Here is a 24,075-nt window from a genome sequence, read left to right as displayed (position 1 = left end):
GACAGTCGAGGGTCGGCCAGGGCGGCACGAACGTCGGCGTAGCGGGTGACCAGCCAGACCGCGGAACCGTCCGGCAGGGTCATCCGGTGCGCCGGCCCGGTCTGCCGCAGCCGGGCGTAAAAGGGGTAGGGGTCGGCAAGGAAGTCGCTCGTCACGGGCAGCGACGCGGAGCCGGCCTGGGATTGCACGTCTACATCCGTCCCGTCATGTCGATGTCTATTGTCGCCCCGGCCCCGGGTGGGGTGGGGCAGGTCGCGAACGCCTGCGACACACTGGTCAGCCAGGCGACGTGGCCGACGAAGTCCTGCTGCCGGGCGCGGCCGCCTGGCTTGCGCGCAACGGCATTGTGCTGGCGGCGCTGGGAGTGGGCGGCTTCCCAGGCTGCCGGCCAGGTCCCGGCCCAGGTATCCCAGCGTTGTCGTCGGGTCAGCTCGGTGGCTGTCGCGGTCCCTTGCGCGTCAATTCGTGCGCGGCGTTCCTGTTCGAAGCGGTACAGGGCCGCTCGGATTTGCGCGGCGACGGCTGGCGCCGCTTGTTGACCGTCGGCGGAGTCGCCGCCGTCCGTGGAGGACGCCGCTACGACGTCGATGCCAGGGTCGAGGTAGGGCCGCAACTGGCGGAGTCCATCACCGATTTCGATGACGCGTCGGTGTAGGCGCTCGTCGAGGCGGCGAAGGACGAACCGGGGTGCGCGTCCGCCGCGGCCCAACCGTGCGTCCATCACCACCTCGGGCATCGTGCGCCGCACCGCATCCCACAGCGGGTAGAGCTCGCGGTACGAGCGCTGTCGTTGCGCCCAGGTCCGGGCGGCGGACAAGCGGGGCCCCAGCGCAGGCAGGGTCAGCCCCACCACGATCAGAAACGCGCCAACCGAGGATGTGATCGGGACGAGGAATTCCCAGGACTGGGGATCGACGCCGAGCTGCGCTCCGACCAATGTCGCGGCCCGGATAACGCAGTACACCAGGCCGAGCCCGGCGCCGATCGCGGCCGCTCGTAGTCCCCTACTCAGCCAGGAGCGGCCAGCGTCGCGGGCGTGCGGCAGGCACAGGCGGACGATGTCGATGACGCCGACCGCCACCATCAGCAGGTAGAACGCCAGGTACAGCGCGTAGGCGGGATCGCCGGCGTACGCGGCCGCCGCCGCGCGGATCCGCTCCGGACCTGGGTGAACGCCGAAGAACAGCACGGCCATCACCGCAAGCACGGCCAGCACGGCCAGCACGGCCAGCAGGCGCCATCGTGCGCGCCGCCACCCGTGGCGTCGGTCGTGCGTCCAGAAAATGATCAAACACTGGATGGTGCCGGAGAAGGCGATGACGCCGCTTTGCGATAGGAGCAGCGAGAAGTTGGGGACGTTCAGTGTGTGATCGATGGCGCCCCACACCCGTGGCGTCGAGACCGTGAACACCAGCCCCATGAGGCCGAAGGCGCCACAGACGACATACAGGGCCGGATCGCGAGCATCGCGCCTGACGCCGCGGACCAGGCGATAGAGCAGTGCCGTCCACGCAGCTGCGGCGGCGAGCGGGTAGAGGACGTCATTCACGCGCGGCTCCGTCGCCGAGTGCCCGCTCGATATTTCGGATCACGTGGGCGGCCTGCGCCGGGACGTCCCAAGTCTGCTCAGCGGGCCATGGATTGAGGTGGCCGAACATTTCGGTGCCCAGCACCTCGGCTTCCCGTTCGGGGACGCCGTCGTAGCAGGTCCGCGCCAGCGTGCGTTCCACGGGTGCGGTGAGCGCCTGCTCCACCGCCCACGGCTCGATGGTGGGAAGTATCCGCTGGGTCGCGTCAGTGTCGGTCAGCGGCGTGAGGTGGTGGCCGAGCAGCAAATGGGCCAGCTCATGGCAGGCGATACCGTCCTGCAGCCAGGGTTGGGCGAGCGCGTCGACGAACACGCCGAGGACGTTCGGCGTCACGACGACGACCCCGCTTGGGAGGTCTGGTGGCATCTCCACTCGACGTAACTGGATCGGGCTCCCCAGATGCGACCCCACGATCTGGCACAGCCTGTCGATAGTCAGTCGTCGCGGCAGCCGGAGATCTTTAACGATCCTGGCGTAGCGACGCCGCCTTGCTACTTCGCCCACCTGTTCGCCGTCCCGTTGCTCGGTGATCCCCCATTGCCAGGTTGCGACCGTCATGCGCGTGTCACGTGTTGTGCTCCGGTTGATCCGAAGCCGGGCTCAGGCCCTCCATCTCCAACAACTGCTGGAAGATAGCGGTCATCGCCTGCTGACTGCGGTCAGATAGACCGCTATCCGACAACACGTCCCGCAGGAGTACCTTCTGTACGCCCAGGCGGCGCATGTGGTCCAGCCGCTCCAGGTCCCGTTCCACATCGCGCGACCTCGACGGACCGGGCTCGTCACCGGTCAGGTACCAGGTCGGCACCCCGAAGGCAATCGCCAACGCCTTGAGGTGACTGAGACGTGGGTCGGTCGACTTGCCTTGACGCAGTTCGCCGATGTAGGCGCCGCTGATCGTGACCTGCTCCCCGACGATGCGGCAGATCCGCTCCGACGTCTCGCCCGGGCCGTTGATCCGGTCGGCGATCTCGCTGTTGTAGTACTCGCGCCCCGGCCTGCCGCGACCTACCGCGTCTGGGGCGGGCCGGAGCATCGCGAACAGGTAGTTGAGCCTGTCGGCAAGGGAGCCCCGAGGGCTTCGGGGAAGATCCAGAGCCATAGCAGTTCCTCGCACCCACGCCTTGACGGGGCCCGCTGCTCGAGGCCCGACAGCTACCGTCGCCGAGTCTAGGCGGCCATAGATCATTACAACAGCTGTTGAGCAACGCCAGATGTCGGATACCAGCATCAGCCCAGTTAAGAAGCAGACATTAGGTAATGAAATCGTCGGAATATACCACCATAGCAGTGCAGGATATGCACGCAATGTCATGCCACCACTGCGAAGAGTGGTGATCGACCTGCCCTTTACGGCAAACTCATTAAACGCGCGTTGCACCAACCTGTCTCGCGCGCGTAACATCGCCTCTCATCAATGGTAACCGTCCCAGCCGATCGCGGGCGTACGCCGCCGCACGCGGATATGAGTGGCGGCAATGCCCGAGGAGTGCATATAACGATGCCGTCACTCATACGCAAACAGGGCTGAGTAACACCTCTCGCAGACACGTAGCCAATGACCGACGGCCCGTCACCGGGCACCACAGGCGAGCCGATAGTCAAGAACGGCGGACCGAATCCAGGACGCCGTCAAAACCGCGACATCTAAAGCGTGGCAGCACATCACAGGCGGAGGTACCACCCGACAAGCACGCTGCGAGCCGACCTGAACTCGCAGCCCTTTTAACAAATTCGAGAATCGGGGTGCGCGTGTGCTTCATGGAGGACAATTTCGCTCGTTTCCAACGAGCAGCGAGGATCACTCCTTACGCCGCGAGACGAGAGCGGACCTCACACTGCAGTTACGGTCTTTGCCATACAACCAAGCCCCCGCCGTTCATTCAGCCGTCAACCACAGTCAGCTACGAGCAACGATCGCCATGACAGTGGGCGACGACAGACCTGTTGAGCACTGTGCATCGTGCGGCCAGCCTCTAGGTTATTGGGTAACCGACAAGCTCACTGGCCTACTGGATCGGTGGGGCTGGGACAGCGAAGCAGAGCAAGCCCTTCAGGCAGCCCGCCGCGACGGACGAGCAGCAGCACTGGCGATCATCGACCTGGACAACTTCAAGCAGGTGAACGGATCCTTCGGCCATCTCGTTGGTGACGAACTCCTACGTGCTGCCGCTGCGGTTGTTCGCCTCGTCGCACGAGACGGAGACGTGGTGGGTAGATACGGCGGCCACGGAGGAGACGAGTTTCTCGCCCTATTGCCGAACACTGATCGTGCAGGTGCCGTGACGGTGGCAGAGCAAATCCGTGAAGGGATTCAGAACGCCCGAATCCCCGTCGTCGGGGGCAGCAGAGGGACGGACACCTTCGTTGCTCGTACCGCGTCAATTGGGGTTGCCGGTGGCTCACTTGTTCACGGCATCACTGTCTTCGAACTCATGAGCCAAGCCGACACGGCCTTGCGAGCAGCGAAGAACGCCGGCCGTAACCGTGTGTGTCACGCCGACCAGCTGCTCAGCCAGAACGCCATACCCAACGCCAGGCGCGAACGAGAGAGCCCAGGTCATGATCATGACCTCAGTCGCGGCCGTTGACGTACGACCAACCGACCAGCGTCGTCGTGCTTGCAGAACAAATGACATCGCCCGATTTCAGCCCGTTCTTTCAGGATGAGGCAATAGGAAACGCGCCACCTCGCCCACCGCGCCACGCTGTCGATCGGCTCATTCGCACGGCCTTAACTCATCGCTCTCGCCGCGCAGCACGCCCGAGACCGCAGAAACGTCCACGGGGGTACACATGAAGGTTTCCTTGTTGGGACCGCTCGCAGTCAGTGTCGGCAGGAAGCCCGTTCGCCTACAGCGGCCCCGACAGCGAGCAATGATGGCAATCCTTGCGCTTTACGCCAACAGGACCGTGCGCACGGACACCATCATCGACATGATCTGGGGATGCTCGCCACCACCGGCGGCGCGCAACCAGGTGCAGGTCCAGGTCTCGCACATCCGCAAGACACTGCGCACCGCCGGCGCCGCCGATGTCGTGGAGACCCAACCGGACGGATACTTGCTCCGCCTCGAGCCGGCAGCGTGCGACTTCACTGTCTTCACCGCGCTCGAGTCGGTAGGCGAGATGGCTCGCAAGGAACATCGCTACCGCGCCGCCTCAGAAGCGTTTCGACTGGCGCTCCGCGCCTGGAGTGGACCTGCACTCGCCGAGCGCCGACTCGCGGTGTTCCAGCGATGGGTCGATCTCGAGATCGGCCTTGACCGACATGCACGCCTTCTACCAGAGCTGTTCCAAGCTGTCCGAGCCGAACCGCTGGACGAGGATCTCTGCCTGCGCCTCATGGCTTGCCTACAGCGGTCAGGGCGGATCGCCGACGCACTCAAGACCTACCGACGGACGCGGCAGACGCTGCGCCGTGAGCTTGGCATCGATCCGCACCCGACGCTACAGTCCGCCGAGGCGGCCATCCTGCGCGGAGACCTCATCGAACATCCTAACTGGAGCTTCCTCGAACTCGAACCGTCACTGTTGTCCTAATCCCCGCCGCTAGCGTCCCCCGAACCGAGCGGATGGTTCCGTGGCGCGGGCAGTACGGCTTACCTCAGCCGAAGCTGATCACCGCCTCGGCGTGTTCGTTGGTGACCGGGTCGAGCGCCACGAAACTGCACTGAACCGCCGCGCAGTCGACGCTGCGCGCCACGCCGTCCCCACCGACGCCAGCGAACGTCCGGTACGCCGGCAACGACACCTGGAGCCGCCCGTCGCCGTCGACCGAGGCGTGCCGGTACTCGGTGCTATGGCATGCCGGTCCACTCTGACCGCACTCAACTACGTACACGTCATGACCCGGTTGGAACCCGCTGGCAGAGACCGTGACGGTCTGCCGGTCGGCCAAACCGCTGGATGGAGCCACCGTCAACCCGGTGTCGGCGAATGCGGGCGCGCCGACTCCGGCGGTGCATCCTGCACCAATCGCGACGACAGCGAGCACTCGTTTCACGCCGCGACCAGGCCACGCTCGTACCATCTGCACAACCACCTCTCCGTTCCGACCGGTACGCCTCACCGGCGACCAGCATCTGGACATGCGTCATCTCGTCAGCCGGCTTGACGAGTGCCGGCCGAGTAGAAGCTGGATCAGCGCCGACCGCCGCGTGGGTCGGACGGTTCCCGCGACGCGACGCGCGGTGCGACGGCTTCCCTCAGCAGCCGCACGGCGTCCGCTGGGTCATCGGCATCAAACCGCAGCCGCCGTACGGTGTGGCGGCCCCTTCTGCCGAGGTCGACCTCGTGCGGTTCGGCGAGGTCGACCAGTACGGTGCTTGTCCCCATGAGCGAGACCGACAACGTCTCGTCGTCGGTCTCGACGGTCTTCCGGTGTGTTCCCGTGGTGTTCTCCACTGCGGTGGCGATCTTCTCCGTGGGCACCGCCAGGTCGGTGAAGGGGCCGAACCGCAGCCGGAGAACCCGCGGTCCGATCGTGTGCGGGTAGACCGACAACGAGGCGACGAAGCTGACCACCCACAGCAGGCCATAGATTCCCAACGCCAACAGCACCCAGCGCACAACCGGCCAGGGCACGAACGCTTCGACCACCGCGACCTCGGCAAGCGACAGGCCCGCGAGCACGATCAACAGCCCGCGCAGTCGCCTACCGTAGGGCAGCGCGCTGTCGCCGGGGCTGACCCTGGTACGCCGTCGCACGACCGACAGCAGGCTGCCGAACACCCGCAGCTCCTGGCGGATCAGCATCGCGACCACGGGTGGCAGCGCGGCGTCCAGCGCAGCCGACATCGCCGGTGCCCGGTCGGCGCCCGACCGGCGGGCCTTCCGGTAGGCGGCCCGCATGGTGACCACCTCACCGACCACGACACCAAGCAGGGCAATCTCGATGAGCACCACCGCAACCGCGGCGTCGGCGAGGCTGACCACGCCTCCCACCACCAACACAAGCTCGGTGGCCACCACGAGGAACGGCACCCATCGCAGCACGCGTCCACGTCTCTTGCCGGCCATAGCCCACCCATTCCGATCGCTCCGGCTACCGTACGGATCTCAGCCTGAAGGTGTGACGTGGCGTCAGGGCAAGTCGGATCGGGCGGCCGGCTGCTCTCCCATGCGGGCGCGGGGAGCGATCGCACTCACCGTCTCGATCACGCGCCGTTGTGCGAGCGAATAGGAGTGCAGGTGGTCGGCGAACACCCGGCTCGCCGCCTCGGCCGTGGCGATATCGGTGGCCCCGTGCGTCTCGCCGAGCCAGCCGGGGTACAGCGCGACGAGATCGCCGACCAGCCGCTGCACCTCCTGCTCGTCGGCCGGGGCAGCGGCAAGTTGCTGGAAGCGGTGCATGACGTCCATGGCGGCCGCGAGCTTCGCCGGCTCCGCGCGGAGCCGCGTGTACAGCCGCACGAAGTTCGCCGTGGCGTCCGGAGCCAACGCAAGCAGCAGCATGGTCGCCTCCTTCTCCTGAGCGAGCAGTTCCGGATCGACTCCAGCCGCCGCCAGGTCCTTGAAGTAGACGGCTATCGCGGGCGGTAGGTCCGGGTCCAGCGACTGGGAAGGCGATCGACGCGGCGGCCGCCATGACGGTGCCCTGGGCTTCCTCGTCCGGCGCGATACCGGCCTTCTCCTCGAGGAACTTCTGCAGCTCCTCCGAGTCGATGCCGGTCAGACCGGCAAGAGCCTTGTCAGCGTCCTCAAGAGACATTTCTATACCTCCTCGGTATGTGCCGACGGGCGCGCGCGTTCGTCCATCGGCTGACGAAGTCGGTCGGCGGACGTGCCGACCAACCGATCAGCAGCCTGACGGACACCACTGAACAGTCGCTTAACGGCGGTTCGTTAGGGCCGGACAGGGCGCGCGGCGTCAGCGGGGTGTTGACGCACGTGATAGCTGCGCGTCGGGCCTGCCCCTGCGCCAGGGCCGTTGGATGAGTACGCGGCCGGCTTTGACGGATTGTTCGCCTCCCTCACCCAGCGGCGCCGCTGCACGTGGCGGCCTACACCCCTGCCTGGCCGGCTGCCGGGCGGCCCCACCGAACCGCCTTCGCTACCAAACCGGGGATCGCCGGGTCTTTCGCGACTCGCGTGAATCCTTCCCGTTGGACATCTTCTTTGGTGCCTGAACTGAGCGGTTGCCCAGAGCAGCAAAGTCGGACAGCCGACCAAGCTTCCACTGTCATACATCGACGTCCCTGATAGTGTCTTCACGAGTGGAAGGTCGCACAGCATGGGCGCGCCGGAGGGAAACCGATGGCGATACAGGCGGGGCGGAGCCTAGGCGAGAAACTGAACTACCTGTTCGCGACGATGAAGCCTCGCGGCGGGCAGAAGTACAGCAACGAGCAGGTCGCCGCCGCGATTCGCAAGACCGGTGTGACGATCTCGCAGAGCTACGTCTGGCAGCTGCGTCGAGGCATGAAGGACAACCCGACCCTTCGTCATCTTCAGGCGCTCGCCGACTTCTTCGGCGTGCCCGCTGCGTACTTCTTCGACGACGAGGTGACCGGGCGGGTCGAGGAGCAGCTCGAGCGTCTCCGGATCGAGCAGGCACGCGTCAACGAGACCAACGCCGGTCGGGACGTGCGGCTTATGGCGATGCGGGCCGGTGAGCTTTCCGCCGAGCGACGCCGGCAAGTGATGGATCTGCTCGACGTGATCTATCGGCTCGAGCAGGCCGAGCGCGACGGCTCGGCGCCGACGTGACGAGCGCGCATGGATGCGGGGATTGACGTGCGGGAGCGCGAGTTGCGGCGGCGGTGCAGGCGGGAGCTACGGACGCTGGACATCCAACCGCCGCTGCGGGTCGATGTCCTTTGCGCACGGCTCGGGGAACGCCGTGGCCGGCCGATCCGGCTGCTGCCCTACCCGTTGCCGGTGCCGGGGCCGTTCGGCTTGTGGATCGCTAGCGCATCCGCCGACTACATCCTCTACCAGCGGGAGACCAGCAGGACTCACCAGGACCACATCGTTCTGCACGAGGTGGGCCACATTCTCGCCGATCACCAAAGCGACGACACCGACGACGAGTTCTGGCGGCAGATGTTTCCCAACCTCTCTCTCGACGCGGTGCGGCGGGCGCTGCGCCGCACCTCCTATGACGAGGAGCACGAACGGGAAGCCGAACTGGTGGCCACGATCATCCTGGAGTGGGCGTCCGTGCTGGATCGGGTCGCTCCGAAGTTGGCCGACGATCCGTCGCTGCGGCGGGTGCAGACCGCGCTGAGCGACCGACGGGGCTGGCTATGACGGCCGTCAACGTCCTGGTCGCCCTCATCTTCGTCACCGCCGTCGGCTGGACGCTCCGTCAGGTCAGCAGGGCGCCGCACGACCGGCCGCTGCGTGCGGTGACGCTCTGCCTGGTGTCCGCTGCCGTCGCCTATCCGATCGGCCTGCCGAAGGGGCAGGCGGTGATCGACGGCGCTGTCGGCGTCGGCGCAGCCAAGCTGGCTCAGAACATCCTGCTGCTGTGCACCGTGTACTGGCTGATGTGTTTCTACCTGTACTCGGCCGCGGATTCGCGTCGCGGGCAGCGACGCGCCCGCTGGGAGGCGCTGCCCCTGCTGACGACAGCGGTGGTCATCACCGTCGCGACGGTGCTCACCCCACCCGGCGTCCGTGACCGCACCTACGCAACCGCCGACATGCGGGTTCCCGAGCTCGCGGTGTTCTACCTGACTGCCGGGCTGTACCTGGTGTACGCGTTGGCGATGGCATTGCGCTGGACCTGGCGGTACGCCCGCAGCTCGCGGCGTCCGCACTCGGTCGGGTTGCGGCTCGCCGCGTTAGCGATGGCGGGCATGGTTCTGGCCGGTTCGGCTCGCGCGGTGTTCGTGGTGGTCCGCTGGCGCGGCGGCACGGTGCCGCCGGAATTGCTGGTCGCGGCGTCGCTCGCCGTCACGGTCGCCGTCCCGCTGTTCCTGGTCGGGGTGACGTATCCGGGGGTCGCCACCCGCATCGTGGCAGGGCGGGTGTGGTGGCAGCATCGCCGGACGTACCAGCGTCTCTACCCGCTGTGGGCCCTGCTGCACGAGGCGTTTCCGCAGGACGCGCTGTCGCGGGTGCCGTCCAGCCGGTGGCGGGACGCGCTGCGGCTGCGTGGCGTGCACCGGGGGTACTACCGGCGGCTCATCGAGTGCAGGGACGGGCTCGTGCATATCAGCCCGTACCTTGCCGAGGCCAGTGCACCCGGCGAGGCGGCGCAACTGGCCGCGCATCTGCGCGCCGCGCTCCGCCGGTACCAGGCCGGGGAGCCCGCCCCGGCGGGCGCAGTGCCCGTCGCGGTACCGGCCGAGGATGGGATCGACGCCGATGCCGAACAGCTCGTGGCGCTGTCAGAGGCGCTGCGCCAAGGCTGAGACCACTACCGAACCAAGATGGAGAGCCGTGACCGAACCGCGCCGCACAGATCCGACCACGATGACCCGCGAGGAGATGCGGGCCTTCAACACCGCGATGGTGGACCGGATCCGGGCCGCCGAGCCGCAGCCGTACGCCGAGGAGTGCTACGTGCTGCGCGTGGTCCACGTGTGCGGTCGCCACTCCGGGCAGCTGCGGACCTTCCCGATCGCGGTGACCCAGCTGGACTGCCGGCGGTACCTCTGCGCGCCGCACCGTGGCCGCGACTGGGTGCGTAACCTCCTCGCCGCCGGGAACTGTCGGGTCGAACGCGACCCGGTGCCCGATCACCGGGCCGTGCTCGTCGACGGCGACGAAGCAGCCCCCGTCGTCGCCGCCTACCTGCGCAAGCTGGACCGGCCCACCAACCAGTGGCCGTTCCGGCCCGACGCACCGGTGTCCGAGATTCGACAGCACACCGACCAACTGGCGATCTTCCGGCTCGAGCCGGAAGCCGACTGACCACGTGAAACTACGGGTAGACAGGGAGGGACAGGGCATGGAGCTGCTGATCTGCGCGGGTCAGGCACTGCTCGGACCGGCTGGACAGCGGATCAAGGACGGCGCGGTGCTGATCCGCGACGACACGATCGTCGCCGTCGGCACCGAACCGGAGGTACTCGCGACCGCCGCGCCCGACGTCGCAGTACTCTCCTTTCCAGACGGTACCGTGCTACCGGGATTGATCGACGGACACGTCCACCTCGCCTTCGACGCAAGCTCCGACCCTGTCGGTGCCCTGCACGCCAGCAGCGACACCGACCTGCTGCTGGGCATGGCCGGCCGGGCACGACAGCTACTGGACAGCGGAGTGACCACCGTGCGGGATCTGGGCGACCGCCACGGGCTGGCCATACAGCTCGGCCGGGCGATCGAGTCCGGCACCCTGCCCGGCCCACGCGTCCTCGCCGCCGGCATGCCGCTGACCTCACCCGGCGGGCACTGCGGGTTCCTCGGTGGCGAGGTCGACGGCGAGGACGCGATCCGCGACCTGGTCCGCCGCAACGCCAGCGCCGGCGCCGCGGTGGTCAAGGTAATGGTGACCGGCGGCGGGCTCACCAAGAGCGGGCCGCCGATCTGGGCGACCCAGTTCAGCGCGGCCGAACTCGCCGTGGTGGTCGAGGAGGCACGAGCGGCGGGCCTCCCTGTCGCCGCGCACGCCCACGGCACCGACGGGATCGCAGCCGCCGTCACCGCCGGCGTCGACACCATCGAGCACTGCACCTGGATGGCCGACGGCGGCTTCGACGTCCGGGAAGATCTCGCCATCGAGATGGCGGCCAAGGGGATCCGGGTCTGCCCGGCGGCCAGCCCGAACTGGCGCAGGTTTGCGGAACGGTTCGGCACCGAACGTGCCAAGGTGATGTTCGACCGGTACCGCTGGCTGCACGATCACGGCGTCGGTCTGCTGGCCGGCACCGACGCCGGGGTGCCGCACGCGGTCTTCGACAACCCGGTGGGCAGTCTGGAGTTCTTCGAGTACCTGGGCTTCTCCCGAGAGCATGTGATCGAACTGACGACGGTGTCTACCGCCGAGGCACTCGGGATCGCGGCGGAGACCGCCCGGCTCGCCGCCGGATACCGCGCCGATGTCCTGGTCGTCGACGGCGATCCGCTCACCGACCTGGACGCGCTGCGCCAGGCGCGGCTGGTGGTCGCCGGGGGCCGACCGCACGTCCCGACGCGCGTCGCAGTCCGCGCATTGTCAGCATCCTGACGTGCGGTCCGAGGCACCCGACCGTCGCCTACTGGCAGCGATGCTGGTTGGATCGGTGCAGGTTACGAATTCACCTGACGCAGGGGATCTCCTAGTTTGGCGCGCTGTTGAAGGCGAGGTGTCGTGCCTGCGACCTGTCCCTTCTGCGGGGCAGTTGGGAAGCTGACCGGCGAGCATGTGCTGGGTGACTGGCTGTCTCGGATCGGTCTCAAGCTTGATCCGGTGGCCCTTACGACGGGGCCGTTGAACCGGATCGGGCGCAATATCGGTGTGACTCCGCCGTTCAACCGTAAAGTTCGTGATGTCTGCGGGCCATGTAACAACGGCTGGATGAGCCGGCTTGAGGACGTCGCGAAGCGTGTGCTGACGCCGCTCATCCTCGGGGAACCGGGAAACATCGCTCAAGCTGGCCAGGGGCGAATCGCCGCATGGTTGGAGAAGACCGTGCTCGTGGCCATGCTCATGTCCTCGGAGGAGGAGCGGGAAGGCGGGTACAGTCTGCCGGCGCAGGAGTATAGGGCGCTGTACGATCGACGCGCAGCAATGGAGCCGCTGCCTGCTTCGCAGGTCGGGGTCGAGACGAGCGCCGGCCTCGCCCAGCTGTGGCCGGTCATCCAGGACATCGCCTGGCGCCATCGCCAAGGCGCTGCGACCGGTCTACACTGCCCCCACCGAAGCCGCCGCGAGGGCGCGGTTCGCCGAGTTCGCTGAGGCCTGGGGCGGCAAATATCCGGCTATCGTGCGGTTGTGGGAGCAGGCTTGGGCGGAGTTCGTACCGTTCCTGGCCTTCGACGCCGAAATTCGTAAGGTCGTGTGTTCGACCAACGCCATCGAGTCGGTCAACGCCCGCATCCGTCGTGCGGTACGCGGCGGCCTCGTTCGGGAAGTGGCCGCGGGCCCGACGACCCCTTGACCCCAGGACGTTGCGTTACACGTTGCCGCACGTCAAACGCGGTATGCCGCCCCGACTGACGTGCCGAGAGGTGCTGCACGTTCGGCATCGCGCACGACGTGTGGTCCCCAACTGGTCCTCGGCGCAGTCCGGCATCCCCGTAGCCGCCGGGCTATGCCACGAGGCGCTGCGCCTGCCACAGCTGCCCGACCTCTTCCGCGTGAACGTCGATCCGGGCTGCGACTCGTTGTCGTTCGCTGTCGTGCGGTGCTGGCTCCTACAGCTCGCCAGAGCGTCCACGTCATCCAGGAGCACAAGTGAGCATCGCGTTCGCTGACTTGCTGCTGACTGTTTCGTGTCGACGAACCGCCTTGCGCCTCAGCCCTCAGTAGACGTGTTTCGGAGCCGCTTGATGAGCCACACGTACGCACCTGCGTTGGCGGCGGCCAGGGCAACCGCGATGAGATTGATCCAGGCGTCGCCGTAGTAGACGGGGTCGGCGTTCGTAAGCCCCAACACCCACGGAAGGCCGATAGCGAAGCTCGCGACCGTCACGCCAATGATGGCCAATGGGGCAAGGACAAACGCCGCGATGCCGGTCGGAGTGAGCAGCGTCGGACTGTTAACCGCGACCAGGACGACGGCAACGGTGATGCCTACGTACCCACCTACCAGCACAAGCCTCGCAAACGAGGGCCTCCTCATCATGAAGCGAGTAGAGCATGCTGATCACGCCCGGGGAATGGACGAACGGCTATCTCGAAGCTGTTCTAAAGAGCTTTCATGGTTCGGTTGATGGGATGGTGAGTCCGGTTCGGTCGAGGAACGACCACGGTAGAGCGGAGTTGCTGCGGATGCGTCGCAGGCCGCGATGGGCGGCGCGCCACAGGTCGGTGAGGTTGGTGGCGGCGTAGTTGGCCAGGTCGTGGCCCTTGCGCGCGGACCACAGTCCTCGACGGGGTTGAGCTCGGGAGCGTAGCCGGGCAGCCGCACGACCTGCAGCCAGGCGGTCTGCCCGACCAGCCAGTCGTTCATCTGCCGGCTGCGGTGCGCGGCCAGGTTGTCCCCGACCAGGATGACCGGGACGCCACCGACGAGTCCGGGTAGCCGTTGCAGGACGGCAATCAGGCTGGCGGTGGTGTAGGTACAGGAACGTGGCCGACGAGTAGTCGTACCCGTCGGCCGTCGGGGTGGAAGCAGATCAGCCCGACCACCGACAGGTTCTCGCGATGGCCCATGTGATGGCGCAGGATCGGGGTGTGCCCGCGGGGCGCCCAGGTGGTGCGGCCCGGGCCCCGCCGACTGGTCGGCCCATGTGCCCCCGAAGCGATCTATGATGGCTCTGGCCTGCGGAAACGCGTGCTCTCCTAACCCTTGAGGAGCTGCCGTGCCATCACGATGCGCTGCACCTGGTTGGTGCCCTCGTAGATCTGGGTGATCTTCGCGTCGCGCATCATGCGCTCAAGTGGGTAGTCCTTGACGTAGCCGTAACCGCCGAGCAGTTGGACGGAGTCGGTGGTGATCCGCATCGCCACGTCGGAGGCGTAGCACTTGGCGGTGGCTCCGAAGAACGACAGGTCCGGGTCGGCGCGTTCGGATTTGGCGGCCGCCGCGTACACCATCTGGCGCGCCGCGGCGAGGGTCATGGCCATGTCGGCGAGCATGAACTGAATGCCCTGGAACTCGGCGACCGCCTTGCCGAACTGCCGGCGTTGCTTGACGTACGCGAGGGCGTGGTCCAGAGCGCCCCGGGCGATGCCCACCGCCTGCGCACCGATCGTCACCCTGGTGTGGTCGAGCGTTCGGAGAGCAATTTTCAGGCCGTCGCCGACCTCGCCGACCCTGCGGTCGTCGCCGATCCGAACGTTGTCGAAGAACAACTCCCGGGTGGGAGAGCCCTTGATGCCAAGCTTGCGCTCCGGCTCGCCGAACGAAAAGCCCTCGTCAGGAGGACGCGCAGGCGCGGGCGACCTCTTCGATGACGATGCAGGTGGCCACGGCGTCCGCTCCAACGCCGCCGTACTCTTCGCCGATGTGTGGGGCGTGGAAGTCCGCCGCCCGCAGCGCGTCATAGGCTTCGATCGGGAACCGCGACTGTTCATCGACGTCCGCGCGTACGGGGCGATCTTGTTTTCTGCGACGGCGCGGACCGCGGCCCGCAACTCTTCGTAGTCGTCGGGAAGTTTGAACAAATCGAACGTCGCTGCGCTCACCGCCGACCCTCCCCGTAGCGGTAGAAGCCGCGCCCGGACTTACGGCCGAGCAGCCCGGCGTCGACCATCCGGGCCAGCAGCGGCGGCGGCGCGTACAGCGGCTCCTTGAACTCCTCGTACAGCGAGTCGGCCACCGCCTTGGTGGTGTCCAGGCCGATGAGATCCGCCAAAGCGAGGGGCCCCTGCGGGTGGGCGCAGCCACGCACGAAACCCTCGTCAACGTCCTCGGGGGTGGCGAACCCGGACTCCACCATCCGGACCGCCGACAGCAGGAACGGGATCAACAGCGCGTTGACCACGAACCCCGCCCGGTCCTGCGAGTGGATGACGTGCTTGCCCAGCGTGTCGCGGGCGAACCCGCGCACCCGCTCAGCCACCTCCGGATCGGTCAGCAGGCTCGGCACCAACTCCACCAGGGACAGCACCGGCACCGGGTTGAAGAAGTGCAGACCGAGCACCTGGCTCGGGCGGGACGTCGCCACCGCCAGCTTCATGATCGGAATCGAGGAGGTGTTCGACGCCAGGACCGCGTCCGGAGCGGTCACGATCCGGTCGAGCTTCCCGAACAACTCCACCTTCGCGGCCTCGTCCTCGACGATCGCCTCCACCACGATCTCCCGGTCCGCCAGGGCCTCAAGGTCGGTGACCACGTCTATCCGGTCCAGCACCGCCGCCGCGTCCGGGATCTTGCCCTTGGCCTCGGCGCGGCGCAGCGACGCGGCCAGCCGCTCGCGGCCCGCATCCGCCGCCGCCTGGCTCGACTCGACCACCACCACGTCCAGTCCCGCGCGGGCGGACACCTCGGCGATGCCGGCGCCCATCAACCCGCAACCGGCCACACCAATCTTCTTCACACTCACGCCTCCCTGCAGGTGACACCCGACCGGCGTCACGCGTTGCGGCGGCACTGGCCGCCGATTTCGAAGCACGCCTCGCTGACCTGCCCGAGTGAACAGTGGCAAACTGACGTGCGGGGCGGCTGGCCAAATGGCGCGCCGCCGGCATGCGGCAACCTCCGCACGAGGTCCTGCTGGCCGAGTCGCACGCCGCGCACACGCTCGACCGGCCCAGAGCGGTAATCGACTCATCCCATGTCCGGGCGCTCAGGCACGACCGCAAAATCCGAGCCGGGTCGACCGCGTCAGAACCGGCCTGAAACACCAGGTGAGCGCCGACGGCGCGGATCGCTCCGGCCGTCAGTCTCACCGGCGGCGACCGGCGCGACGTCACCCAGGAGGTTCCTAGCGCGGGCTCATCCGCAGGGCGCCGTCCATCCGGATGGTCTCGCCGTTGAGGTAGTCGTGGTCGATGATCGCCATGGCGAGTTGGGCGTATTCGTCGGGGCGGGCCAGGCGGTTGGGGAACGGCACCCCGGCGGCGAGGCCTGCACGGAACTCCTCGGAGACGGTGGCGAGCATCGGCGTGTCGACGATGCCGGGGGCAATAGTGCACACCCTGATGCCGTACTGCGCCAGGTCCCGGGCTGCGGGAAGGGTCAGCCCGACGACGCCGCCTTTCGACGAAGAGTAGGCGGCCTGACCGACCTGGCCCTCGTAGGCGGCGACAGAGGCGGTGTTGATGATGACGCCGCGCTGTCCGTGCTCGTCGGCTTCGGTCTCCGCGATGCGCTCGCTGGCCAGGGCGAGGACGTTGAAGGAACCGACGAGGTTGATCTGGACGACCTTGGCGTACAGGGCCAGGTCGTGGACGCCCTTCTTGCCGAGGATACGCATCGATGGGCCGATGCCGGCGCAGTTGACGACGGTTCGCAGCGGTTGGCCCGAGCCGGCCGCCTGAGCCACCGCGGACCTGACCTGGTCCGGGTCGGTGACGTCGACCGCGACGTACTCGATGCCGTCGCCGCCCTGCGCCGTCTCGATGCTGGCGGGCAGGTCGAAGGCGAAGACCTTCGCGCCGCGCTTGGCGAGCGCCTGGGCCGTGGCCGCCCCCAGCCCGGAGGCGCCTCCGGTCACGATGGCGGCAGTGTTCTCGACGTACATTGATTCTCCATACTGATCGGTGTTTCCTGGTCCGGTCTGCCGCCTCGCCCGTCCACTCAGGAACGGCTGAGGAACGCGTCGATGAGGGCGGAGGCCTCGGGGCCTGCGAGGAGACGTGCGATGGTGTCGGCTTCGTCCCGTGAGATGTCCTCAGGCGACGCTTCCCAGCCGGTGCGCAGCAACCGTTTGGCCTCGCCGTAGGCAGTGGTCGGGCCGGCGGCGAGGTGTTCCGCGATCGCTGTCGCCTGCGGCACGGCCACCTCGTCGTCCACGACGTCGGCGATCAGTCCCCAGTCCCGTGCTTGCTCGGCGCCGAGCGGGCGTGGTGTGAGCGCCATCTGCAGGGCGCGCTGCTGCCCGATCGCCCGGGGCAGCAACGCGGACACGCCGCAGTCCGGGGTCAGTCCCACGCCGGTGTAGGCGAAGGCAAACTTCGTCGAGCGGGCGGCCACCACGAGGTCCGCGCCGAGGACGACGCCCAGGCCCGCGCCGGCGACCGCTCCGTGCACGGCGGCGACGACTGGTTTGGGCAGCGCGGCCAGGCGCCGCAGGCCCCGGTCGAGCACCAGGGCCAGTTCGCGCACGTAGCCGGCGGGGTCCTCGGCGGCCGCCATCGCTGCGAGGTCGCCACCCGCGCAGAACCGTGGACCGGTCCCGGTGAGCAGGACCGCCCGCACGTCGTCATCCGCACCGGCGCGGGCTACCGCGGCCTCGAACGCGTACGCGGTGGGCAGGTCGACGGCGTTGGACACCTCCGGACGGTTGAGGGTGATGCGGGCGACGTTGCCGGGGACGGCGTACCGGATGCTGTCGGCCACGGACTCCTCCTTCCTCATACCCGGCGGAAGAGGGCGGCCATGGCCTGCCCCCCGCCGATGCACATCGTGACGATGCCGAGCTCCCCGTCGGTGCGGGTCAGGTGCTTGGCCACCCGCAGGGCGAGGATCGCGCCGGTGGCGCCGACCGGGTGGCCGAGCGCGATGGCCCCGCCGTACGGGTTGGTCCGCTCCGGGTCCAGCCCCGCGTCCCGGATTACAGCCACCGCCTGGGCCGCGAACGCCTCGTTGAGCTCAACCACGTCGATGTCTCGGGCGCTGGTGCCCGTCTTGTCGAACAGCTGCTTCAACGCCGGCACCGGGGCATAGCCCATCAGTTCCGGCTCCATCGCCGCAGTCGCCACCGCCTCCAGGCTCACCAGCGCGGTCAGCCCCCGCTGCGCGGCGACGGACTCCCGGGCCAGCACCACCGCGGCGGCGCCGTCGTTGATTCCCGACGCGTTGCCCGCCGTGACCGTACCGCCCGTTTCGAACGCAGGCCGCAGCCCGGCCAGCACCTCCAGCGTCGTTCCGGGCCTGGGGTGCTCGTCCCGGTCGACCGTCACCGGCTTGCGCCCACCGACCTCGACAGCGACGATCTCCTCCGCGAAGGCCTCCGCGGCCGCCTCCGACGCCGCGCGTCGCTGCGACTCCACCGCGAACTCGTCCTGGGCCTGCCGCGAGACGCCGTACTTGCGGGCCACGTTCTCCGCGGTGACGCCCATGTGGATGCCGTGGAACGGGTCGGTCAGCATCATCACCGTGCCGTCGACCAGGGTGCGGTCACCAAGCCGGTAACCCGACCGGGCGCTGAAGTCGTAGAACGGCATCCGCGTCATATTCTCGTCCCCACCCGCGACCACGATGTCCGCGTCACCCCACCGCAACTGCATCGCCGCTGACCAGATCGCCTGCAACCCGCTGCCGCACAACCGGTTCACCGTGTACGCCGGAGTGGCGACCGGCAGACCGGCGGCCAACGCGACCCGGCGCGCGTTGTACGCGTCCGGGCCAACCTGGCCGATGCAGCCCATCACCACCTCGTCGACAGCCTCGGCGGGCACGCCCGCCCGGGACAGCGCCACCCTGACAGCGGTCGCCCCGAGTTCGTGCGCCGGCACGTCCTTGAACGCGCCACCGAAACTGCCCACCGGGGTCCGGGCCCCGTCAACAAGGAAAACTCGCTCCGAGCTCACCATCCACCTCCAGATAGCCACGCCGCATCCCCGGCACGGGTTTCCTCACCGCCGCGTCGCCGCACGTCGGCGACGCGAAACTCGCCCATCTCGTTGTCCGCCAGTCCCCACTCCACGTCGATGATCATCTGGATGGCCAGCGCCTGGCGCACCGACAACGGGTGGGAGTGGTCACCGCCTCGTCGTACGCATTGGTGTGCAGGCTGCCGGCATCGTCGCTAATCATGCTAATCATTATCTCCAATGATGCCCAATTGACAACACCCGGAGACGACTCTTCACGAGAAGTCCTTCACGGCTTCCCCGTCGGACAGGAGTTGCGCTGATGGACGAGACGACGGAGCTGCGAACGGGGCTCGTGCTGGGCTGGTCGGCCGGCGGCCCCGAGGTTCCGCCGGCCGACCAGTTCGCCGAGCACGTCGCGCTCATCGAGGAGGGCCGGAGGTTCGACCTCAGTCTGATCGCCAGCGGCCAGCACGTCCTGCCCGAGGGCTCGCGTTTCTACCAGCCGGTCCCCTAGCCCGCAAACCTTGCCCACCGCTTCCGGAAAATCCGCCTGGGCACCGCGTTCCTGCTCCTCCCGTTGCTGCACCCGGTCGACGCCGCTGCGCAGGTGGCCACACTGGATGCTGTGTCCGGCAGTCTGGTGGTGTGCAGCGTGGGCCTGGGCTACACCGACCGCGAGTTCGACCTGTTCGGCGTGACGCGCTCCGAACGGACCGCGCGCCGGAGGAGGCGGTGCAAGTGATGCGCGCGACTGTGGTCGGGGGACCCAGTTCACCACACGGCCGGTTCTTCGACGTGGAGTCCGACCGGCCGGTGGCCGCTCCAGCGCAGCGACCGGGACCACCAATCTGAGTGGGCGGGGGCGCGCCGCCTCGGCCGACCGTGCGGCACGCATTGGCGACACGTTGTACCCGCCACCGTTGGTGGACCAGGACCCGCTACGCACGCTGCACGCGACGCACCTCCGCAGGCGCGAGGACTTCGGCCGAGTTGCCGCGAACACCGTCCCGGTCCGGCATGACCTCTACATCGCCAACTCCGCCGAGGAGGCGGCCGCGCGGATCGAGCCATTCGTGAACGGGCGCAGCCGGACCTACCTGAAGTGGGTATGGGCAGTGGGCGACGTCGGTGCCACCGCCATGCGTGACGAGCGAATCGGCAAAAGCACCGAGGCGCTCTCCCACGGCTTCTGCTCGACACGCCGCAGGGCGTCGCGAACGGGCTGAGCGCGCTGCGCCGGGACGTGGGGATGACCGACTTCGCGCTCCGCCTGCAGTGGCCGGGGATGCCGGTCGGAGAGAGCTTCGAGCAGATGCGCCGGTTCGGCGCGGAGGTGCTGCCGCTCGTGACCTGAGGGTCGGCCTTCAATCAAGGCTTGTCCCTAGTAATCATACGCATAGACATGCTACAAATAGTGATGTCAACCACGCCGACGTTGGGAGCCTGCCGATGACCCAGACCACCGACGCTCCGGGGAGTGCCGCCGCCCACGGGTTTCCTCACCTGTTCTCGCCGATCACGGTGGGGACGATGCAACTTCGCAACCGGGTCATGCTGCCCCCGCACGCGTCGGCGATCGGCAACATCTACGGCACCGACGAGGACGCCGCCCGCAACATCGCCTACTTCGAGCAGCGGGTCCGCAACGACGGGGTCGCCTGGGTGGCGAGTCTGTCCACCCACGTGAAGAACCACCTCATCCCAGGTTTCGAGCCGACCGGGGTCGGGGCGGCCACGCTGGGATTCTTCCGGCTGCCTTTCTTCGTCGAACGCGTTCAGCAGTTCTCCGACGCGCTACATGCACACGGTGCCACCGTTTCGGTGCAGATGGTGCACCAGGGCGGCATGCCACACGGCGCCTCCCACGTGATGAGCGCGCCGACGATCAACCTGATGCCGCACGTAATGAACCAGAACGACATCGACGCGTTCGTCAAGGAGTACGCCGAGTCCGCCCGGCTATCCATGCAGGGGCGCGCCGACGGGGTCGAGCTTCATCTCAACCACGACGATCTGCACGAGTGGTTCCTGTCCCCGCACACCAACCACCGCACCGACCGCTACGGCGGCTCTCTGGAGAACCGATGCCGATTCGCGGTGGAGACGATGCAGGCGATCCGCGAGGTGATCGGCACGAGCATGACGCTCGGCATCCGGCTCAACATCCGCGAGGAGGTCCCCGGCGGGTACGACGTACCGGGCGGCGTCGAGCTCGCGCAGTACTTCGAGTCCACGGGGCTGATCGACTACGTGCACGGCGTCATTGGCAGTCCGTGGGGCAACCCGAGCTACATCCAGCCGACGTACTTCGACCCGGCCCAGTTCGCCGGGCTCGCCGCCGAGCTGAAGAAGGGCATCTCGCTCCCCGTCGTGCACACCGGCCGCATCAACGGACCGGAGGTCGCCGAGCGGGTGCTCAGCTCCGGCAGCGCCGACATCGTCGGCATGGCGCGGGCGCACATCGCCGACGGCGAGGTGCTGCTCAAGGCACGCGAGGGCCGGCTCGCCGACATCCGGCCGTGCGTGGGCGGCAACGAGTGCATCAGCCGCCGCTACGTGGAGGGCCTGCCGTTCGGCTGCGCGGTGAACCCGGGCACCAGCCACGAAGTGGAGGGGCCGTGGCCGCGGCCGAGGACCAGCCGCCGGCTGCTGGTCGTCGGCGGTGGCCCGGCCGGCATGGAGCTCGCCGCACTGACCAGCGAGGCTGGCCTCGACGTGGAGCTCTGGGAGGCTGAGGACGAGCTCGGCGGCCAGCTCCGCTACGCGCCGATGGCGCCCCGGCACGAGATGTACGGCGAGTACCTCGCCTGGCAGCGCCGTCGCCTCAAAGGCCTCGGCGTCAAGGTCACGCTCGGCAAGCGCGCAACCGCCGACGACGTCCGCGCCGCGGGTGCCGACGTGGTGGCCGTCGCCACCGGCGCCGGGCCCCGCACCCCGGCGATCCAGGGCGTCGAGGCCGACCACGTGCACGACATCCGCAACGTGCTCGCCGGACGTGCGGCTCCCGGCCACCGGGTGCTGGTAGTGGCGCAGGATGACCACGTCGCTCCCCTCTCGGTCGCCGACCACCTAGCCAGCAACGGCCACGAGGTGACGGTCATCTACGCCACCGCACAGGCGGCGCCGCTGATGGGTCGCTACATCATCGGCGGCATCCTGGGCCGGTTGGACGACAACAACGTACGCTTCCACTTCAATGAGGAGGTCGTGCGTATCGACCGGCACACGGTCGAGAGCCGTCACGTGTACTCCTGGAAGAGCCGCACGCACGGCGAGTTCGACTCGGTCGTGCTCGCCTGCGGTAGCGTCTCCGATCCCACCCTGTACGACGAGTTGCACGCCGACCTGCCGGACGTGCACATCCTTGGCGACGCCTACGCACCACGGCGCCTGGTGTTCGCCACCCGACAGGCCTGGGCGCTCGCCGAGCAGCTCGTCACCGCCTGAAGCCGAACCGAAACCGAAGGAAAACGGAGACACCATGCTTCTCAAGGACAAGGTCGCGCTGATCACCGCCGGGGCCTCCGGCATGGGCCGCGCAGCTGCCGAGCTGTTCGCCCGCGAGGGCGCCCATGTCATCGTCGTCGACGTGAACGCGGAGGCCGCCAAGGAGACGGTCACGGCCATCGAGGCCGAGGGCGGCAGCGCCACCTCGTCGGTCGTCGACGTCCGCGACCTCGGGGCGCTAAAGGCACTCGCCGAGCAGGTGACCGCCGAGCACGGTGCGCTGCACGTGCTCTTCAACAACGTCGGCATCCCGGGTGCGGCCGGTCTCGACCTGACCGAGGAGGAATGGAACACCGGCCTGGAGATCAACGCACGGGCGTCGTTCTTCCTCAGCGGGTACCTGACCGACGCGCTCAAGGCCGCCGGGAACGCCTCGGTGATCTTCACCAGCTCGACCTCGGGCCTGATCGGCTCGCCGTACAGCCCGATGTACTCCTTCACGAAGGGTGGCGTGATCGCACTGGTCCGCTCGATGGCGCTCGCGTTCGCCACCGAGGGCATTCGGGTCAACGCGATCGCCCCGGGATCGGTGGAGACCCCGGGTCTGCCGGCATTCTTCCGCATCGATGACCCGGAAGAGATCGAGAAGCGCAAGCAGGCGTTCTTCGCGACCATCCCAATGGGACGGGCTGCCGATCCCAGCGAGATCGCCAAGGTGGCACTGTTCCTGGCCAGCGATCTGTCCTCGTACGTCACCGGCGTGACCATCCCCGTGGACGGCGGCATCACCGCGAAGTGAACCACAGAACAACGAAGAGGCCTCGATCCCGGCTCGGATCGAGGCCTCTTGGCGCCGGCGGCGGATCAGACGACCTGCACCGGCTGCTGCCATGGAGCAAGCGTTGCGCCGGGGTCGGCGTACTCCTCTCGGGCAGGTCGTCGGTCATCGCCAGCGACACCCCCATCCGGCCGTATCCGACGAACGTCGCCACCTGGAATGACAGGTCCATCAGCTCCACCTCGTTGGATGCTGCTTCAGCCCGACCGCCACCGGCGATTTCACGCTCGGCCCAGGCAGGTCGAACGTGCTCGTCGCCTGCGGCCGCTTGAGGATGATCTGATCTGCCCCACGGATCCGCGTCCCGCTCGAACCGAACCCCACGCGCCTCGGCCATCAGTTCTCCGGCAGGGACAGGGCCGCCCGCATTGCACCGACCGGGTTACGGAGTGCAATCCCAGCGCCGTGCGGGTTGAGGAAGGCGGGCTCCTCTGAATTAGCTATGTCTGCAACCACCACGACTTTCGTGGTCCTCGCCGCAGCTTCCGCGCTGGTGTCGCAAGCGATTACCTCGCAGGGTAACGACCGGCATAGGGCAGATGTTGCGGAGCCGCACCCCAGTCGTCTGGCGACGACGAGGCCCTCCAGCGTGTCTACGTCGTGTCGCGCGCCAATCCACGATCTGTCGCCGGTCAGCGACACCGCGCATTCGTCGTGGGCGAAGGCCGAGCGGATGCCGAACCTTGGCGCCACACGTACCGAGGGCGGGTTGAGCAGCATTGTCGTGCCCAGGCCACTTGTGGCAGATCCGCCATAACTGCGGCGACCCCGTGACTGGCCCGAATGGCGCTCATCAACGGAATCAGGACCTGCCAGGGTTTGCTCACACCTGAGGCTCTCTGGTCATTGGGGTGCCGTTGGTGGTGGTGCGCTGCCGTACCGGTCTACCGATCCCAGCGGCGATCATCTCGAATTTTGCGACTTTCCTGGCTGATCCGCGTGCTCCGAGCCGGCCATCC

At 67.9% G+C, this 24,075-nt stretch carries 26 protein-coding genes and 4 pseudogenes; 14 read left to right on the top strand and 16 right to left on the bottom strand.

What is annotated here, in order from left to right:
* Positions 1-190 precede the first annotated feature (190 nt).
* From HC031_RS19680 to HC031_RS19670, 3 genes are read right to left on the bottom strand one after another with little or no spacing between them, the layout of a single operon-like run.
* Positions 191-1,549: an MAB_1171c family putative transporter gene (locus HC031_RS19680; RefSeq protein WP_167926821.1), complete on the bottom strand. Its 1,359-nt coding sequence runs from the start codon at positions 1,547-1,549 to the stop codon at positions 191-193.
* Positions 1,542-2,147, bottom strand: coding sequence for a hypothetical protein (locus HC031_RS19675; protein ID WP_167926820.1), 606 nt, complete (start codon positions 2,145-2,147; stop codon positions 1,542-1,544). The genes HC031_RS19680 and HC031_RS19675 overlap by 8 nt, the downstream gene beginning before the upstream one ends.
* A 7-nt stretch (positions 2,148-2,154) precedes the next feature.
* Positions 2,155-2,691, bottom strand: a complete 537-nt coding sequence (locus tag HC031_RS19670) for a hypothetical protein (RefSeq protein ID WP_167926819.1) — start codon at positions 2,689-2,691, stop codon at positions 2,155-2,157.
* Positions 2,692-3,511: 820 nt separating this feature from the next.
* On the opposite strand from HC031_RS19670, the gene HC031_RS19665 reads away from it, so the two are divergent.
* Positions 3,512-4,180: a GGDEF domain-containing protein gene (locus HC031_RS19665; protein ID WP_167926818.1), complete on the top strand. Its 669-nt coding sequence runs from the start codon at positions 3,512-3,514 to the stop codon at positions 4,178-4,180.
* Positions 4,181-4,385: 205 nt separating this feature from the next.
* Entirely contained in the window at positions 4,386-5,132 is a 747-nt protein-coding gene (locus tag HC031_RS19660) for an AfsR/SARP family transcriptional regulator (RefSeq protein WP_277349732.1), read from the top strand.
* Between the two features lie 64 nt (positions 5,133-5,196).
* Here HC031_RS19660 and HC031_RS19655 read toward each other — a convergent pair whose 3' ends face one another.
* From HC031_RS19655 to tvaA, 4 genes and pseudogenes are all read right to left on the bottom strand, one after another.
* The gene (locus tag HC031_RS19655) at positions 5,197-5,622 is read right to left on the bottom strand and encodes an enediyne antibiotic chromoprotein (RefSeq protein ID WP_240942716.1); all 426 of its coding nucleotides are present in this window, start codon (positions 5,620-5,622) and stop codon (positions 5,197-5,199) included.
* Positions 5,623-5,732: 110 nt separating this feature from the next.
* The gene (locus tag HC031_RS19650) at positions 5,733-6,587 is read right to left on the bottom strand and encodes a hypothetical protein (protein ID WP_167926815.1); all 855 of its coding nucleotides are present in this window, start codon (positions 6,585-6,587) and stop codon (positions 5,733-5,735) included.
* Positions 6,588-6,674: 87 nt separating this feature from the next.
* Positions 6,675-7,046: a hypothetical protein gene (locus HC031_RS33235; RefSeq protein WP_240942697.1), complete on the bottom strand. Its 372-nt coding sequence runs from the start codon at positions 7,044-7,046 to the stop codon at positions 6,675-6,677.
* A gap of 118 nt (positions 7,047-7,164) precedes the next feature.
* Positions 7,165-7,302: pseudogene (gene tvaA / locus HC031_RS34815) on the bottom strand (thioviridamide family RiPP peptide); the annotation flags it as partial.
* A 545-nt stretch (positions 7,303-7,847) separates the two neighbouring features.
* Between tvaA and HC031_RS19640 the strand changes: the two are divergent.
* The 7 genes and pseudogenes from HC031_RS19640 to HC031_RS19610 all read left to right on the top strand — a co-directional run.
* Complete coding sequence (locus HC031_RS19640; protein ID WP_167926813.1) at positions 7,848-8,300, top strand: helix-turn-helix domain-containing protein; 453 nt, start codon at positions 7,848-7,850, stop codon at positions 8,298-8,300.
* Positions 8,301-8,309: 9 nt separating this feature from the next.
* Positions 8,310-8,843: a hypothetical protein gene (locus HC031_RS19635; RefSeq protein ID WP_240942696.1), complete on the top strand. Its 534-nt coding sequence runs from the start codon at positions 8,310-8,312 to the stop codon at positions 8,841-8,843.
* Complete coding sequence (locus tag HC031_RS19630) at positions 8,840-9,952, top strand: MAB_1171c family putative transporter (protein ID WP_167926812.1); 1,113 nt, start codon at positions 8,840-8,842, stop codon at positions 9,950-9,952. The genes HC031_RS19635 and HC031_RS19630 overlap by 4 nt, the downstream gene beginning before the upstream one ends.
* A gap of 28 nt (positions 9,953-9,980) precedes the next feature.
* Positions 9,981-10,454 carry a PNPOx family protein gene (locus tag HC031_RS19625; RefSeq protein WP_167926811.1) on the top strand — a complete coding sequence of 158 codons (474 nt, stop codon included), beginning with the start codon at positions 9,981-9,983 and terminating at the stop codon, positions 10,452-10,454.
* Positions 10,455-10,491: 37 nt separating this feature from the next.
* Positions 10,492-11,709 carry an amidohydrolase family protein gene (locus HC031_RS19620; RefSeq protein ID WP_167926810.1) on the top strand — a complete coding sequence of 406 codons (1,218 nt, stop codon included), beginning with the start codon at positions 10,492-10,494 and terminating at the stop codon, positions 11,707-11,709.
* Positions 11,710-11,832: 123 nt separating this feature from the next.
* A complete protein-coding gene (locus tag HC031_RS19615) occupies positions 11,833-12,420 on the top strand; it encodes a hypothetical protein (RefSeq protein WP_167926809.1) in 588 nt (195 codons plus the stop codon).
* A pseudogene (locus HC031_RS19610) lies at positions 12,362-12,604 on the top strand (transposase); the annotation flags it as partial. The gene HC031_RS19615 and the pseudogene HC031_RS19610, both read left to right, overlap by 59 nt.
* 375 nt (positions 12,605-12,979) lie before the next feature.
* Here the strand turns inward: HC031_RS19610 and HC031_RS19605 are convergent.
* The 8 genes and pseudogenes from HC031_RS19605 to HC031_RS19570 all read right to left on the bottom strand — a co-directional run bounded on the left by HC031_RS19605 (position 12,980) and on the right by HC031_RS19570 (position 18,977).
* On the bottom strand, positions 12,980-13,309 hold the full coding sequence (locus tag HC031_RS19605) for a hypothetical protein (RefSeq protein ID WP_167926808.1): 330 nt from the start codon (positions 13,307-13,309) through the stop codon (positions 12,980-12,982).
* 21 nt (positions 13,310-13,330) lie between these two features.
* Complete coding sequence (locus tag HC031_RS34810; protein ID WP_420813655.1) at positions 13,331-13,801, bottom strand: transposase; 471 nt, start codon at positions 13,799-13,801, stop codon at positions 13,331-13,333.
* Positions 13,802-13,968: 167 nt separating this feature from the next.
* A pseudogene (locus tag HC031_RS19595) lies at positions 13,969-14,814 on the bottom strand (acyl-CoA dehydrogenase family protein).
* On the bottom strand, positions 14,811-15,668 hold the full coding sequence (locus HC031_RS19590; protein WP_338090743.1) for a 3-hydroxybutyryl-CoA dehydrogenase: 858 nt from the start codon (positions 15,666-15,668) through the stop codon (positions 14,811-14,813). The pseudogene HC031_RS19595 and the gene HC031_RS19590 overlap by 4 nt, the downstream one beginning before the upstream one ends.
* Positions 15,669-16,055: 387 nt before the next feature.
* Positions 16,056-16,814: an SDR family NAD(P)-dependent oxidoreductase gene (locus tag HC031_RS19585; RefSeq protein WP_167926806.1), complete on the bottom strand. Its 759-nt coding sequence runs from the start codon at positions 16,812-16,814 to the stop codon at positions 16,056-16,058.
* A gap of 56 nt (positions 16,815-16,870) precedes the next feature.
* Positions 16,871-17,632, bottom strand: coding sequence for an enoyl-CoA hydratase-related protein (locus HC031_RS19580; protein ID WP_205862965.1), 762 nt, complete (start codon positions 17,630-17,632; stop codon positions 16,871-16,873).
* A 14-nt stretch (positions 17,633-17,646) separates the two neighbouring features.
* On the bottom strand, positions 17,647-18,828 hold the full coding sequence (locus tag HC031_RS19575; protein WP_167926804.1) for a thiolase family protein: 1,182 nt from the start codon (positions 18,826-18,828) through the stop codon (positions 17,647-17,649).
* Positions 18,822-18,977: a hypothetical protein gene (locus HC031_RS19570; RefSeq protein ID WP_167926803.1), complete on the bottom strand. Its 156-nt coding sequence runs from the start codon at positions 18,975-18,977 to the stop codon at positions 18,822-18,824. Before HC031_RS19570 ends, HC031_RS19575 begins: the two co-directional genes overlap by 7 nt.
* A gap of 173 nt (positions 18,978-19,150) precedes the next feature.
* Here HC031_RS19570 and HC031_RS19565 point away from each other — a divergent pair, with 173 nt between their 5' ends.
* From HC031_RS19565 to HC031_RS19545, 5 genes and pseudogenes are all read left to right on the top strand, one after another.
* Positions 19,151-19,345: a hypothetical protein gene (locus HC031_RS19565; protein ID WP_167926802.1), complete on the top strand. Its 195-nt coding sequence runs from the start codon at positions 19,151-19,153 to the stop codon at positions 19,343-19,345.
* A gap of 18 nt (positions 19,346-19,363) precedes the next feature.
* Positions 19,364-19,573 (top strand): annotated as a pseudogene (locus HC031_RS19560) (LLM class flavin-dependent oxidoreductase); the annotation flags it as partial.
* Positions 19,574-19,751: 178 nt separating this feature from the next.
* A complete protein-coding gene (locus tag HC031_RS19555; protein WP_167926801.1) occupies positions 19,752-20,057 on the top strand; it encodes a hypothetical protein in 306 nt (101 codons plus the stop codon).
* A gap of 223 nt (positions 20,058-20,280) precedes the next feature.
* Positions 20,281-22,278 (top strand): oxidoreductase, encoded by a 1,998-nt coding sequence (locus tag HC031_RS19550; protein WP_167926800.1) that lies wholly within the window; start codon positions 20,281-20,283, stop codon positions 22,276-22,278.
* Between the two features lie 34 nt (positions 22,279-22,312).
* Complete coding sequence (locus HC031_RS19545) at positions 22,313-23,077, top strand: SDR family NAD(P)-dependent oxidoreductase (RefSeq protein WP_167926799.1); 765 nt, start codon at positions 22,313-22,315, stop codon at positions 23,075-23,077.
* Here HC031_RS19545 and HC031_RS19540 read toward each other — a convergent pair.
* Positions 23,064-23,453 carry a hypothetical protein gene (locus HC031_RS19540; RefSeq protein ID WP_167926798.1) on the bottom strand — a complete coding sequence of 130 codons (390 nt, stop codon included), beginning with the start codon at positions 23,451-23,453 and terminating at the stop codon, positions 23,064-23,066. The two genes, HC031_RS19545 and HC031_RS19540, sit on opposite strands and share 14 nt — an antisense overlap.
* Between the last annotated feature and the right edge of the window lie 622 nt (positions 23,454-24,075).

It is taken from the genome of Planosporangium thailandense (genome assembly GCF_011947195.1).
Classification (GTDB): domain Bacteria; phylum Actinomycetota; class Actinomycetes; order Mycobacteriales; family Micromonosporaceae; genus Planosporangium; species Planosporangium thailandense.
The sequence above is the reverse complement of the archived record's forward strand: the minus strand, read 5'-3'. Positions and strand labels throughout refer to the sequence as shown.